Annotated in this window: 13 protein-coding genes and 1 tRNA gene; 11 read left to right on the top strand and 3 right to left on the bottom strand. The window is 48.9% G+C overall.

Annotated elements, in window-relative coordinates:
- Nucleotides 1–33: 33 nt before the first annotated feature.
- Nucleotides 34–600, bottom strand: a complete 567-nt coding sequence (locus ACFTRD_RS26795; RefSeq protein ID WP_192270351.1) for a phosphatidylglycerophosphatase A family protein — start codon at nt 598–600, stop codon at nt 34–36.
- A gap of 212 nt (nt 601–812) precedes the next feature.
- Here ACFTRD_RS26795 and ACFTRD_RS26790 point away from each other — a divergent pair, with 212 nt between their 5' ends.
- From ACFTRD_RS26790 to ACFTRD_RS26755, 8 genes are all read left to right on the top strand, one after another.
- Complete coding sequence (locus ACFTRD_RS26790) at nt 813–1,868, top strand: GerMN domain-containing protein (protein WP_379385365.1); 1,056 nt, start codon at nt 813–815, stop codon at nt 1,866–1,868.
- A 177-nt stretch (nt 1,869–2,045) separates the two neighbouring features.
- Complete coding sequence (rph, locus tag ACFTRD_RS26785; protein ID WP_053783129.1) at nt 2,046–2,804, top strand: ribonuclease PH; 759 nt, start codon at nt 2,046–2,048, stop codon at nt 2,802–2,804.
- A 1-nt stretch (nt 2,805) separates the two neighbouring features.
- Entirely contained in the window at nt 2,806–3,429 is a 624-nt protein-coding gene (locus ACFTRD_RS26780; protein WP_379385362.1) for an XTP/dITP diphosphatase, read from the top strand.
- Between the two features lie 369 nt (nt 3,430–3,798).
- On the top strand, nt 3,799–4,641 hold the full coding sequence (locus ACFTRD_RS26775; RefSeq protein ID WP_379385360.1) for an STM4015 family protein: 843 nt from the start codon (nt 3,799–3,801) through the stop codon (nt 4,639–4,641).
- Between the two features lie 12 nt (nt 4,642–4,653).
- Nucleotides 4,654–6,003 (top strand): STM4014 family protein, encoded by a 1,350-nt coding sequence (locus ACFTRD_RS26770; protein WP_379385358.1) that lies wholly within the window; start codon nt 4,654–4,656, stop codon nt 6,001–6,003.
- On the top strand, nt 5,996–6,781 hold the full coding sequence (locus ACFTRD_RS26765) for an STM4013/SEN3800 family hydrolase (protein ID WP_379385356.1): 786 nt from the start codon (nt 5,996–5,998) through the stop codon (nt 6,779–6,781). The genes ACFTRD_RS26770 and ACFTRD_RS26765 overlap by 8 nt, the downstream gene beginning before the upstream one ends.
- A gap of 53 nt (nt 6,782–6,834) precedes the next feature.
- Nucleotides 6,835–8,232, top strand: a complete 1,398-nt coding sequence (locus ACFTRD_RS26760) for an STM4012 family radical SAM protein (RefSeq protein WP_379385354.1) — start codon at nt 6,835–6,837, stop codon at nt 8,230–8,232.
- A complete protein-coding gene (locus ACFTRD_RS26755; protein WP_379385352.1) occupies nt 8,229–9,089 on the top strand; it encodes an STM4011 family radical SAM protein in 861 nt (286 codons plus the stop codon). The genes ACFTRD_RS26760 and ACFTRD_RS26755 overlap by 4 nt, the downstream gene beginning before the upstream one ends.
- Nucleotides 9,090–9,213: 124 nt before the next feature.
- Here the strand turns inward: ACFTRD_RS26755 and asnB are convergent, their stop codons facing one another.
- Nucleotides 9,214–11,058: an asparagine synthase (glutamine-hydrolyzing) gene (gene asnB, locus ACFTRD_RS26750; RefSeq protein WP_379385350.1), complete on the bottom strand. Its 1,845-nt coding sequence runs from the start codon at nt 11,056–11,058 to the stop codon at nt 9,214–9,216.
- 195 nt (nt 11,059–11,253) lie between these two features.
- Between asnB and ACFTRD_RS26745 the strand changes: the two genes are divergently transcribed.
- Nucleotides 11,254–11,553 (top strand): hypothetical protein, encoded by a 300-nt coding sequence (locus ACFTRD_RS26745; protein ID WP_062327988.1) that lies wholly within the window; start codon nt 11,254–11,256, stop codon nt 11,551–11,553.
- A 24-nt stretch (nt 11,554–11,577) separates the two neighbouring features.
- Nucleotides 11,578–11,934 (top strand): hypothetical protein, encoded by a 357-nt coding sequence (locus ACFTRD_RS26740; RefSeq protein ID WP_379385348.1) that lies wholly within the window; start codon nt 11,578–11,580, stop codon nt 11,932–11,934.
- A 136-nt stretch (nt 11,935–12,070) separates the two neighbouring features.
- On the opposite strand, the gene ACFTRD_RS26735 is transcribed toward ACFTRD_RS26740, so the two are convergent.
- Nucleotides 12,071–12,364: a magnetosome magnetite crystal formation protein family gene (locus tag ACFTRD_RS26735; RefSeq protein ID WP_192270330.1), complete on the bottom strand. Its 294-nt coding sequence runs from the start codon at nt 12,362–12,364 to the stop codon at nt 12,071–12,073.
- Nucleotides 12,365–12,645: 281 nt separating this feature from the next.
- Between ACFTRD_RS26735 and ACFTRD_RS26730 the strand changes: the two genes are divergently transcribed.
- Nucleotides 12,646–12,719: transfer RNA gene (locus ACFTRD_RS26730), tRNA-Arg, on the top strand.
- Nucleotides 12,720–13,066: the final 347 nt, after the last annotated feature.

Genomic DNA, 13,066 nt, shown 5'->3' with positions numbered 1-13,066 from the left:
TTCATTATCCAATTTCCTAATCACCCGTGTAAATTATACGATATCATCGCTGACGGGTTTCTCTCCCAAAGCTTCTTCAAGCTCCGATTGTTTGCGATGCGCGATCCGGCTGCTGGCCGCCGAGGCAATAGCCCCCACGATATCATCCAGGAACGTATGCACAGGGCCGAGGCTCTTGTCGTTTAGTCGTTCAAGTACCCCGGGCTTTAGCTTGTCTACATAGCCGTAATTCGTAAATCCGATGCTTCCGTATACATTGACGATGGAGAATGCCAGAATTTCATCCACGCCATATAGTCCTTCATCGTTCTCAATCATCTCCTGCAAAGGGGGGATGAGCTGACCCTGTTCTGCCATCAGATCGAGCTGAATGCCGGTCAGAACAGCGTTCTGCACCTCGCGCTTACGGAGAACCTTCTCTACATTGTCGATACATTCTTCCATCGTAAGGTCCGGGTAGTACTTTTTCTGCAATAACATGACCAGCTCTGCGATCTCAGGGATCGTAACGCCCCGCTTGTGCAGCCATTCCCTCGTGGCCTCTGCCACCTTGCGGCTATTCAGACTGTAAGGGATTTTCTCGTGCTCAGGATGTTTCATGGGCGATTCCTCCTCTAAGTTAGCAATGTCCCTACTCTTGTATCCTAATACGTTCTTACCCGTTTTGGGTTTCTTTGCTATCCTTTGCCTGGGGGTGAGAGCCGATTTTTCGTTTTATGCATGATGGCTTGTATAAAAAGTAGTTATTTTTTGGGCAAAGGCTCGTATACATGGTAGTACAAACTGTAAAAATGATGAGGGGGAACGTGATCATGAGTAAGATCCAATATTGGCGTTCGGCATCGGCAGCTGCGCTGCTGAGCATTCCTGTGTTGTTGTCAGGATGTGGCATGTTTGGGGCACAGTCATCCGAGGCAGTTGATCCACCGCCGCCGATCCAGGAAGCAGCCATGATTCAGGCGGCCGAGGGCAACGGATCACTCGCCAAGCTGCCGCTTACAACCGTGTATCTGCAAGATCATCAAGGTTTGCTGGCTCCGGTATCGATGACGCTTCCTTCCGGCACGGACGTCAGCAGTCCCAAAACAGCCCTGGATACACTCGTGACGGGCGGCCCATATGCAGGAATGTTGCCTGAAGGGTTCCAGGGCGTTCTCCCGCAGGGCACTGTCGTGCAGAATGTAACGATCCATTCGGATGACAAGCTGGCAGTCGTGGAGTTCTCCGGCAACTTTGCCAAATATGATGCCAAGGACGAGCGCAAAATGCTGGAGGCTGTAACCTGGACGCTCACCGGCACACCGGATGTGCAGAACGTACAAATCTGGGTGGACGGCAAAAAGTTGACGCAAATGCCAGTAAACAGCACGCCGCTGCCTGAACCGTTGAATCGGGCGGTGGGCATCAATCTCGATTTGGGTGATACGTTCACAACCAACAGCAGTCCGGTCACGGTATATTTTTCAGCTGCTTCACCAGCAGGCATCCAATATTATGTCCCGGTTACCCGTCTTGTCACACCAGGTGGAGACCGGGTTCAGGCGGCGTTGAACGAATTGATCAAAGGGCCAGCCAAAGGCGGTGAGCTGGAAGAGGTCATGACAGGCGGCACGCAGCTGCAATCGGTCAAAACGTCTGAGAATGGAACGGTAACCGTTGCGCTCAAAGACGACATGTTTACCGAAGGGGATGTCGTACCAAGCGAACTGCTGCAATCCGTCGTGTTGACCACGGCTGAGAATACCACTGGCAAGGATGCAAAAGTGCAGATCGAGTGGAATGGGCAAAAGACAGTCATGAGTGATGATAACCGGGATTATAGCGCCCCGGTGTCGAAGCCTGAATATATCAATGAAATTCCAATTTAAGCCACTGAGAGCTGTCTAACGTATCGTTGGCAGAACTCTTTGGTCGATAGAATGCTTTAAACAGAACTCTTTGGGGGACGGGATGCTTTTAAGTGAACTCTTTGGTAAAATAGAAGGGATTCGTAAAAGTGTGAACAAGTTCGACATTACAGGATGCTTAAGTCGTAGGAGGCAGAAATGATGAGATCTAACGGACGAACCAGCGACCAGCTGCGCCCGATGAATTTAACAATTAACACGAATAAATACGCCGAAGGTTCTGTACTGATTGAAGTCGGAGATACCAAGGTGATCTGTACAGCTACGGTGGAGGAGCGGGTACCTCCCTTTATGAAAGGACAGGGGAAAGGCTGGGTAACGGCTGAATACTCCATGCTGCCACGTGCTACACATACCCGGAACCAGCGTGAAGCGAATCGCGGCAAATTGACTGGACGCACGATGGAAATTCAGCGTCTGATTGGCCGGGCATTGCGCTCCGTGGTTAACCTGCAGGCTCTTGGCGAGCGCACCATTACACTGGACTGTGATGTCATACAAGCAGACGGGGGCACACGTACAACGTCCATTACCGGTTCATTTGTAGCTCTGGCGCTCGCTGTGAACAAAATTGCCCAACAGCACAAATTGCAAGTATTCCCGATTACGGATTTCATTGCAGCGGTAAGTGTAGGTGTAGTTGGAGAACAGCCTGTGCTGGACCTGAACTATGATGAAGATTCCAAAGCCAAGGTGGACATGAACCTGGTGATGACAGGCGGCGGTAAATATGTAGAGCTTCAGGGGACAGGGGAAGAAGCACCTTTTGACCGCCGTGAACTGAACGCGATGCTGGAGCTGGGTGAACAGGGGATTTTGGAGATGATCGAGCGGCAAAAAGAAGTTCTCGGACCGATTGCGCTCAAGATCGGTGCCCGTGGACTAGGGGAAGCGTAAGATGCGTCTGGATAGTCCAATCATCATTGTCGCAACCCGCAATGCGGGGAAAGTACGTGAATTTGCCCATGCCTTCGCACCACTTGGCAAAGAGGTCAAGAGCATGTTTGACTATCCCGAACTGCCGGATGTCGTTGAGGATGGGGTAACCTTTGCGGAAAACGCCTGGAAGAAAGCAAAAGCGGTCGGTGATGCACTTGGCCTACCTGTCCTGGCTGATGATTCGGGCTTGTGTGTCGATCTGCTGGACGGTGAGCCGGGAGTGTATTCTGCGAGATATGCAGGCGAAGGAGCAACTGACGCAAAGAACAATGCCAAGTTGCTTGAAACGCTGGAATCGCTCAAATCTGGTGAGGACACAGAGCAACCATTGCTTAGTCCGGCCCGCTTCGTCTGTGCTCTGGTGCTGTATGATCCGGTAACTGGGGACAAGTTTGAAGCAGAAGGCACCGCTGAAGGCTGGATCACAGCTGAAGCATCTGGCGGAGGCGGTTTTGGATATGATCCACTCTTCTATGTACCTGAATATGAGATGACGATGGCTGAGTTGACGTTGGAACAAAAGCAGGCGATCAGTCACCGGGGTCATGCGCTGAGAGCGCTCATATCCAGTCTGGAAGGCTGAGATTCAAACGAATCGGATCATAGGAATATGAATGTAAAAGGTGAATTATGGCCTTGCTTCAATATCAAAGCGTTAGTGGAAGGTAAGAGTCATTCCTGTGGAATGTTTTACCGACCATTAACGTTTTTTTATTTTTATAAGAGTGAGTCGATCTTAATAAAGCCGGTACGTGGGACCCAAAATAAATCCCGCTTTTTCCAGAAAATATATCAGAACGTATGTTCTTATACCTATAAAGAAAATACGAAGATTTCACGTTTGAGCAGAGCGTTAGGACTAGGGTTGGAAGAAGTTGCAAGGCTTGTACAGAATGGGTTAACATTCAAGTTAACGAATCATCAATGAACTCAAACGGAGGGGATTTACTTTATGCAAGAAGTGAAGCTTACGGTGTCTTATGATGATTATGAGGACGGTATTCGTATGGAAAAGTTGATCAGGGAACTGGCTGCCAAACCGGAGGCCAGTTCGCTGGAGAGCCTGATTATTGGAGACTGGGGACAGGCTTATGAAAATTCGCCGGATGAATTTATGGGCACGCTCATTGAACTGGCACCAAGCTTTCCGTCTTTGAGGAAACTGTTCATCGGAGATATGGGCTCCGAGGAATGCGAAGTATCATGGATTATTCAGACGGATCTCACCCCGCTATTGGTTGCTTTTCCTGAATTAAAGTCATTTTGGGTAAAGGGCAGCAGTGGACTGAGTCTGGGACCGATCCAGCATGGCAAACTGGAAGAATTCGTTATTATCTGTGGCGGTTTGCCCCGAGAAGTGTTAGCTTCAATGGCCCGGGCCGAGTTGCCTGAATTGCGTAAGCTTGAATTATATCTGGGTGTGGAGGATTATGGTTTCGATGGTTCACTGCAAGATGTACTTCCGCTTCTGGAACAGGACTTATTTCCAAAGCTGGTGTACTTGGGTCTGAAAGACAGTGAAATTCAGGATGAGATTGCAAAAGCTGCAGCTGAGGCGCCGATTCTGGATCAACTTGAAGTCCTGGATCTGTCAGAGGGTACCCTGTCTGATGAAGGAGCTGAAGCGCTGCTTGCCAGTGACAAGATTAAGAAACTTAAACATCTCAACCTTAGTTACCACTATATGACGGACGAAATGCTCATTCGCTGGAAACGTTCAGGCATGTCTGTTGATGTCAGCGAGCAACAACAGAGTGATGAAGATGACTGGCGTTATCCGTCCTTAACGGAATAAATGATGTCAGGCATGATGGAAACGGAAGAAAATTTGCAGCGTCTAGCTGTGGGTACGGACTATGACATGACGCCGAAGCCGTTATTGTTAATTGGGAACCCAAATAATCGGCGTACCCTTGGATTGCAGGAGGCAAGGCGGCATCTTGGCTTACAACCGGCCTTTGTATTGCCTTATGACAGCTTGTTGAAAGCCTGGAGAAGGGGCGGAACGATGGCGGATGCCGTACAGCAATGTATGGAAGGTGAAGTTGCTACGCAGATGCAAGGAGTGTCGTGGATATCCTCATCAGCATCAATGCCATATGCAAATCAGGATTTGGTTCACGGAGTGAGCAGCGATCCTCTTATCCGAATAGATGCTCCAGGCGAGGAATGGGAGGTAGAGCGTGAGTTGCTCTTTCTCGGAGCTAATACAGCTCCGTTGATGGATGGCGCTTTTGCGAGAATGATTCCTGCAGAAGAGACACTGACTCTTGAACAGGAGTGGGGGCGGATTTACGCGCCTAAACAATGGTTTCTTGGCTGGAAAGCATGTTTGAAACGAATTGGCCATGAAGCCCGGAAGTATTGGCCCAATGCCCGGTTCATGAATGATCCTGCTGACATTGCGATCATGTTTGATAAAAGGAAATGTCAGCAGCATCTATCCTCACACGGCGTACTGGTCCCCCCAACGCTCCAATCTTCGGGGCCAATCAGAACGTATGCGGACCTGCGTACCGCAATGGAGACTGCCGGTATGAATCGCGTTTTCGTGAAGCTCGCGTGTGGCTCCGGGGCTTCAGGCGTTGTTGCCTATCAAGTCAATCCCCGAACGGGTGCCGAAATTGCTATAACCACAGTGGGAATGGAACAGGTTCAGGGACAGACCATTTTTTATAACGAAGGCCGTATGCGCAGGTATACACGTACTCCAGAGATATCAACTCTCATGGATTGGCTGTGTGCTGAGGGTGCACAGATTGAACGTTGGATGGCAAAAGCGTCCCTTGGTTCAAGTGTGTATGATATTCGCCAGCTTGTGGCAGGTAGACAAGCAGGTCATGCCATCGTACGGCTTAGTCAAACACCGATCACCAATCTGCACTTGCGCAATGAGCGCATGCTGCCTGTAGAAGCGGGACTGAACGAACAGCAGATGGATGGGGTTCAGACGGCTGCGAAAGCAGCGATGGCTGCCTTCCCCAACTCGTGGTCAGCCGGTATTGATGTGATGCTCACTGTAGGTATTGAACCCCGTGCCTATGTTCTGGATGTGAATCCGTTCGGAGATTTGTTGTACAGAGTACAGCATAACGGACTGGGAACCTATGAATGGGAAATGGAACTTTTGCGAAAGGAGCCTTGCAACCATGCCTGATATGAACAACATCGTTGGCTCCCATGACCTGTTGATGATTACGCTGGACACGTTAAGGTATGACGTTGCGAAGCTGGAAGAGCAGAATTGCCCCAACCTGTGCGGTTCAGGTTCCTGGGAGCAGCGTCATACCCCTGGAAGTTTTACATATGCGGCACATCATGCTTTTTTTGGTGGCTTCATGCCTACACCCGCGAATACGGACAAAGCCTCCCATGTACGACTTTTTCATTCCCGAAATACCGGATTAAAGACGCATCCGCATACCTGGCTGTTTGACACACCGGATATCGTATCCGGGTTTGCGGCTGAAGGATACCGGACGATTTGTATTGGCGGGGTTATTTTCTTCACCAAGAAAAATCCGCTCGCCAAAGTGCTGCCGGGTTATTTTCAACAGAGCTACTGGCGGATGAATTTTGGGGTAACCAACCCCAAATCGACCGAGCATCAGGTTCAGCATGCAATGAAGCTGCTGGAGCAAAGTGCACCGGATGAGAAGCTGTTTTTATTCCTGAACGTGTCTGCCATCCATGGGCCCAATCGCTATTTCGTGGAGGGGGCAAGAGAGGACTCGGTAGAAACACAGCGTGCAGCGCTTCGGTATGTGGATCGAGCCCTCGGGCCATTGTTTGATGCCATGAGGCAGCGGTTACGGCCTACGTTTTGTCTTGCTTTTTCCGATCATGGCACGGCGTATGGTGAGGACGGTTATCAGGGGCACAGGTTGGCGCATGATGTTGTCTGGAATGTGCCTTATCGTGAATTTATTTTATAGAACAACTGGTTCGTATCATGAACGACTACAAACCGGATACAGGGAGGAAACCGATGGACCATCCATCTCAACATACGACAGCAGGTCATTCCGCTCAGTCCGGACCCAATTCACCTGCAGGTCTCAGAGAAGTGCTTGCTTTCCCCTATCGCTCTTATCTATATTCGTATCCCCATAAGACCGCATATCGGGAATTGAATCCACCATTACCGCTCGGTCCGTTGTGGGAGCGTGAGAACACCGATACATATTTTTTATATATGCACATTCCGTTTTGTGCAGCTCGTTGCGGATTTTGCAACCTGTTCACGCTACCAGATCGACGTGATGATACCCATGTGCGTTATGTGGATGCGCTGGAACGGCAAGCCAAACAGTGGGCACCCATCACATCACGCAGACCCTATTCGAGATTTGCCATCGGTGGTGGCACACCCACGTTATTGAATGAAACTCAGTTGAACCGTTTGTTCGATATTGCGCAAAATGTGATGGGGCTTGATCCGACGCAAGCTTCGATCTCGGTAGAAACGTCACCGGACACCGTAACAGAAGCCAAATTGGCAATCATGAAGGAACGAAGCGTGGACCGGGTAAGCATGGGCATCCAAAGCTTTATCGGAGCGGAAGCCTCAGCCATTTACCGTCCACAGAAGCCGCAGGAAGTGGAACGCGCCCTTGAGAAACTTACACGGTTTGGATTCCCTTTGTTGAATCTGGATCTGATCTATGGTCTGCCGGGACAAACGGTGGAATCATGGCTGTATTCGCTGGAACGCGTTCTCTCCTATGAACCGGGTGAGATTTTTATTTATCCACTGTACACCCGCGAGAATACCATTGTGAAACCGGATGACATTCAGCGTCAGGGACCGGATATTCGGATGGAGTTATATAAGGCTGCGCGTGAGACTTTAAAAAGCCGGGGCTATGTCCAGTATTCCATGCGCAGATTTGCCAAAGAAGAATCGTCAATTGGAAGCAAAGAGCTTCTTCCCTACAGTTGTCAGGAGGAAGGCATGGTTGGTCTGGGATGCGGTGCACGCTCTTATACCAGTGAAGTACACTATGCTTCCAAGTATGGCGTTAGTTATAAGGCTACACAAAGCATCATCGCCGATTATGTGGCAACCGAGCGTTATGATGTGGCCGATTACGGTATTGTACTGAGCCTGGAGGAGCAGAAGCGCCGCTTTATTCTGAAAGCCCTGCTGCATCGCGAAGGCTTGACGCTGTCGGATTATGCTCAGCGATTCGGAACAGAAGTCATGTCAGACTACGGATGGTTGAGTGAATTGATGTTGGAGAGCATGGCTGAGCTTGAGCAGGACGATAAGGGTAACCAGGTGCTGCGTCTGACAGAAGAGGGATTGGGCTACTCGGATGCCATTGGAGATTGGCTCATCTCCGCTGAGATTCGTGAACAAATGGAAGGGTATGTATTCTCATGAGAGCAACCTTGTATTATCGGGGCAAGCTGTCGTCGTGTAATTACGACTGTCCCTACTGCCCATTTAGTAAAACGGTAGACTCCAAGGAAACGCTGAAAGTGGATGAGCAACAACTGCGTCAATTTGTGAACTGGGTGAGGGAGCAGGAGCGTGCTGGACATCAATTTTCAATTTTCTTTAATCCCTATGGAGAAGCTCTGGTACGACGCTGGTATCGGGACGCGATGATTGAACTATCTCATATGCCACATGTGGGCAAAATTGCAGTCCAAACGAACTTGTCCGTCAAACTGGACTGGGCCCGCGAATTGAACCCTGATAAAGCGGCATTCTGGGCGACATATCACCCTCGTGAGACAAAGGAGTCTTCCTTTGTCAAACAATGTCTGACTTTACGTGAGATGGGACTTGCTTTTAGTGTGGGGACGGTTGGATTGCGCAGTGCATTCCCGGCTATTGAATCGATGAGACAGGCTTTACCCGATGACGTGTATATGTGGGTCAATGCATTTAAAGATCGGCCAAAGTATTATACCGTGGAAGAGGTTGGCTTTTTACAGTCAATTGATCCGTTGTTTGAAGGGAATTTGCAGGATTACGAAAGTATGGGCAAGCGATGCTCCGCTGGTTCGGAGGTTTTTTATGTACAAGGATCAGGGCATGTAAAAAGGTGCTACAAGGATCGCCGGATCATTGGTCATCTGTATCGCGATGGTTTGGAAGCTTTAGCTGCTGATCGGCCATGCGGCATGAAGAAGTGTGGCTGTTACATCGGTTATATTCATATGGAGGATTCGCCGTTCAGAGATATTTTTGGCAGTGGATTGCTTGAACGTAATCCGGTTCTGATCAACTGATACAGTCTCTTATCCATTTTAAACTTATCTGTAGTTATCATGTAGTGAAATATTACAAAGGGGTGCCTGTTGGACAGCTGTAATGCTGTCATCAGGTACCCCTTTAGGATTGAAACGCCCTATTTTATCGAATCGCCACTTTATACGTACGCAACCATGAGTTGATCTGTGTCAGGTAAGCAAACAGTTGTGGCCCTGACATTAACTGTCCAAACCAGGGCAGGTTGGAAGAAGCGTCCGGTGAAGAGGCCAATTTGCGAATTTGGGCTTTATCGATTAATGGCAAAATTGGTGAGCTTGCGTCATCCAGAATATCCAGTACCTGCTGTTTAACGGCAGCGAGATACTGCGGGTTATGTGTTTTCGGATACGGGCTCTTTTTGCGGTACAATACATCGTCAGGCAGTACACCTTCCAGCGCTTTACGCAGAATTCCTTTTTCCCGTCCGCCTGTCATTTTCATTTCCCACGGGACGTTAAACACATACTGAATCAAGCGATGATCACAATAAGGCACCCGAACCTCAAGCCCCGCTCCCATACTCATTCGATCTTTACGATCGAGTAGTGTAGGCATGAACCTGGTGATGTTCAGATAGGACATGACTCGCATCTGGGCTGCCTTGCCTGTTTCCCCATTGAGCGAAGGTACTTCAGCCACAGCATCCGAATAGCGATCTGCGAGATAATCCAGCGGTCTGATCCATTCCCGAATGTCCGGGGATAACAATCCTGCCCGCATGTCAGGAGCTACAGACCATGGGAATGTACCGGAGTTCAGCATCTCTTCCCGATGGAACCAGGGATAACCGCCAAATACTTCATCTGCTGCTTCACCTGAAATGGCAACTGTAGCCCCTTTTTTGATTTCTTTACAGAACAGATAGAGAGAGGAATCTACATCCGCCATACCCGGCAAATCCCGCACAAGCATCGCCTGGGTCAGTGCATGGACCAACTCTCCATTTTCAATCTCAATCCAGTGATGATCTGTTTTCAGTTCATCCACCATACGCTGAATCCAGGGACCATCTGCCCCAGGTTGGAAGGAATGCGCCTGAAAATGCTTCGCATTATCTACATAGTCGACCGAATACGTACTGACCTGGCCTTGACCGGTACGGTTGTAATAATCCACGGCTAATGCAGATAGAGCACTTGAATCCAGCCCCCCTGACAAGAGGGAGCAGACTGGAACGTCCGAAGCAAGCTGCCGTTCTAATGTATCCTGCAACAGCCTGCGTACTTCGGCAGCTGTTTCTTCCAGGTTATGTTCGTGATTCTGACTTTCCAGTTTCCAGTAAGCATAGGTTTTAATCCCGTTTCGGTTGTAGATAAGCGCATGAGCGGGTTTGAGCTCGCTCAGGGAGGAGTATACGCCGTGTCCAGGTGTCCGGGCAGGACCGACAATAAATACTTCTGCCAAACCTTCAGGACCAACGGCAGCCTCGACATCCGGGTGGATGAGCAGTGCTTTAGGTTCTGAGCCAAATACGAGAGCGTCCTTTGCATTACTGTAGAACAGGGGTTTGACGCCCAAGCGATCGCGTGCCATAAAAACCTGTTCGCGTCCGCCATCCCATATGGCAAAAGCAAAAATTCCGTTAAACCGGTCAACGCAGGCCGGTCCCCACTCAATATAAGAGGCGAGCAGCACTTCCGTATCACATTGCGTGCGGAAATGATGTCCCCGCTGGAGCAATTCCTTTTTCAACTCGGGTGCATTGTATAGTTCTCCGTTATACACGACGGTATAGGAGGTGTCTCCTTGTAACGCATGCATGGGCTGTGCCCCGTTCTCCGGGTCCATTACGCTGAGACGCCGGTGTCCGAACGCACAAGGATTGGAGATCCATGTACCTGAAGCGTCGGGCCCCCGGTTCGACAAGCTGTCCGTCATCCGGACCAGCAGCTCTGATTCCTGGGTCAAATCCCGATTCCACTGTATGAAGCCGGTTATACCGCACATGGTTTGTTCATCCTTTCTTAGTCGAGTCATTCATCCGTATGGCCGCTTCAGTCGCTAACAGCCAGCAAATGTTGTCTTTTTCGTCAGAAGTCGTAACAAATATATGCCGAAAGCAGGCATAAAATGTCTGTCCTCTTCGGAAACTAGTTCTAGGGACAACGGCCTCAACATGCCTGTGAAGGAGAGAACTTGCAAATGGACAGTATGACCTATTATGTATCTGTCATGGGGCGCTCCGTTATTCCTGATCCGTATGCAACGTCGTATGAATGGGTTATCGAGGCGACGCCTCAGGAGGCGGAACAATTACTGGGATTGCTTAACCTTATGCAGGAAAAAGAGGAAGAGGCCTTTCCAGGAATGGTATTCCCATGGCCGGATACGCCGGAGGAGTCTGTAAACCGAGCATATGAAGCTGTATTACAGCAGGTCTATCGAGAGATTTATCGCTTGGGAACACCAGAGACCCGATACCAGATCGAACAAAGTACATGAAATGGAAAAGGAGCGCGATAACAAATGTATGCCATTCAGGATGCTAAAATACGCAGATTAACGGAAGTGGATGGATTGTCTTGTGCAGAAGTTGAGGTGCAGCCTGGAAACACAGGGGATCCGTCTTTACTTGTTTATGTTGCGGCAACGCAGCCAGGGAACTCACTCGAAGTCGTTCGAATTGTACGCAATCATTCGGATGCTGTTCTGGACTGGTACAATAACAATATGCACACAGCGTTTGAAGATGCCACGAACACAGCGTTTGAGAACAGTGAAGGTGTTACAGCTGGTGATGATAAGGCCCGCTTTCAAAGCGAACTCTTTGCTTTTGGATTACTTGGCCCAACTCTTCAGCGCTATCTGGTAGGTCAAGCGTAAAAAGACGCCCAAGCTACTGCTCAGATGCTCAAGGGAAACAAGTGACCGGAATGCAGAAACCCGCCCTTCTTTTGAAAAGGCGGGTTTCTGCATTTAAAGTATAACTTGATTGTAATACTTATATTTCTACTTCTGGTTAGGCATATTCACGCAGCACTTGAATCCCTTTGACAATATTATAGACAAAACTTAATGCATAAATGACAAAGAACAGGATTACAAATCCGATCGCGGAGCCCAGACTATGAGCGGTAACGAAGAAATAAAGTAACGGGATTGCAGCAAGAAACGGGAAGATATGCGAGAATAATGCCCGTTTGGCATGTCCTTCAATGTAGTTGTCCTTCGCAACAATCCAAATAATGATGGGGAACAGGAACGGGGCAAAGAAAATGCTGAAATAGGATAATGCGGATAAAAGTTGTCTCATTACGGTTCTCTCCTTCATTTGAGTCCTTAAAGTGTATGTATCCAAAAGATTACCCAGTACATTAGACAATGAATAGGTCATCCCTTTTTCTTTATGCAGTTATCTTATTCTCATCAATATGGCCTCATAACAGCATTCATATTCTGTACATAGGTTAGGTATGAGAATAATACGATCCAGCCGTGTGGAAAGGTGCAATTATTAATTTTTAATAAAACTATTGAAAATTATAGAAATCAGAGTATAATAGAAATCGCGCCGAATTTTTATTATACATATTTGTCTCAGTAGCTCAGCAGGATAGAGCAACGGCCTTCTAAGCCGTCGGTCGGGGGTTCGAATCCCTCCTGGGACGTAAAACAAATGAAGCTTCCTTCGGGAAGCTTTTTTTGTACAAGGGATGAGAACCCCAATGGTTCGTCGGAGCATGAGCTTCGGTAGGACCACTTCGCAGTCTCGACTGTAAGGAGAGCATCCCTCCTGGGACGTAAAACAAATGAAGCTTCCTTCGGGAAGCTTTTTTCGTACAAGGGATGAGAACCCCAATGGTTCGTCGGAGCATGAGCTTCGGTAGGACCACTTCGCAGTCTCGACTGTAAGGAGAGTATCCCTCCTGGGACGTAAAACAAATGAAGCTTCCTTCGGGAAGCTTTTTTTGTACAAGGGATGAGAACCCCAATGGTTCGTCGGAGCATGAGCTTC

The sequence above is a fragment of the Paenibacillus sp. NPDC056933 genome (assembly GCF_042674385.1).
Taxonomy (GTDB): Bacteria; Bacillota; Bacilli; order Paenibacillales; family Paenibacillaceae; genus Paenibacillus.
This window is presented reverse-complemented; position numbering and strand designations above follow the sequence as displayed.

What these genes read in the sequence shown, in the direction of transcription:
- ACFTRD_RS26795 (WP_192270351.1), bottom strand. Translation starts at nt 600, where the DNA reads ATGAAACATCCTGAGCACGAGAAAATCCCTTACAGTCTGAATAGCCGC.
- ACFTRD_RS26790 (WP_379385365.1), top strand. Translation starts at nt 813, where the DNA reads ATGAGTAAGATCCAATATTGGCGTTCGGCATCGGCAGCTGCGCTGCTG.
- rph (WP_053783129.1), top strand. Translation starts at nt 2,046, where the DNA reads ATGATGAGATCTAACGGACGAACCAGCGACCAGCTGCGCCCGATGAAT.
- ACFTRD_RS26780 (WP_379385362.1), top strand. Translation starts at nt 2,806, where the DNA reads ATGCGTCTGGATAGTCCAATCATCATTGTCGCAACCCGCAATGCGGGG.
- ACFTRD_RS26775 (WP_379385360.1), top strand. Translation starts at nt 3,799, where the DNA reads ATGCAAGAAGTGAAGCTTACGGTGTCTTATGATGATTATGAGGACGGT.
- ACFTRD_RS26770 (WP_379385358.1), top strand. Translation starts at nt 4,654, where the DNA reads ATGATGGAAACGGAAGAAAATTTGCAGCGTCTAGCTGTGGGTACGGAC.
- ACFTRD_RS26765 (WP_379385356.1), top strand. Translation starts at nt 5,996, where the DNA reads ATGCCTGATATGAACAACATCGTTGGCTCCCATGACCTGTTGATGATT.
- ACFTRD_RS26760 (WP_379385354.1), top strand. Translation starts at nt 6,835, where the DNA reads ATGGACCATCCATCTCAACATACGACAGCAGGTCATTCCGCTCAGTCC.
- ACFTRD_RS26755 (WP_379385352.1), top strand. Translation starts at nt 8,229, where the DNA reads ATGAGAGCAACCTTGTATTATCGGGGCAAGCTGTCGTCGTGTAATTAC.
- asnB (WP_379385350.1), bottom strand. Translation starts at nt 11,058, where the DNA reads ATGTGCGGTATAACCGGCTTCATACAGTGGAATCGGGATTTGACCCAG.
- ACFTRD_RS26745 (WP_062327988.1), top strand. Translation starts at nt 11,254, where the DNA reads ATGGACAGTATGACCTATTATGTATCTGTCATGGGGCGCTCCGTTATT.
- ACFTRD_RS26740 (WP_379385348.1), top strand. Translation starts at nt 11,578, where the DNA reads ATGTATGCCATTCAGGATGCTAAAATACGCAGATTAACGGAAGTGGAT.
- ACFTRD_RS26735 (WP_192270330.1), bottom strand. Translation starts at nt 12,364, where the DNA reads ATGAGACAACTTTTATCCGCATTATCCTATTTCAGCATTTTCTTTGCC.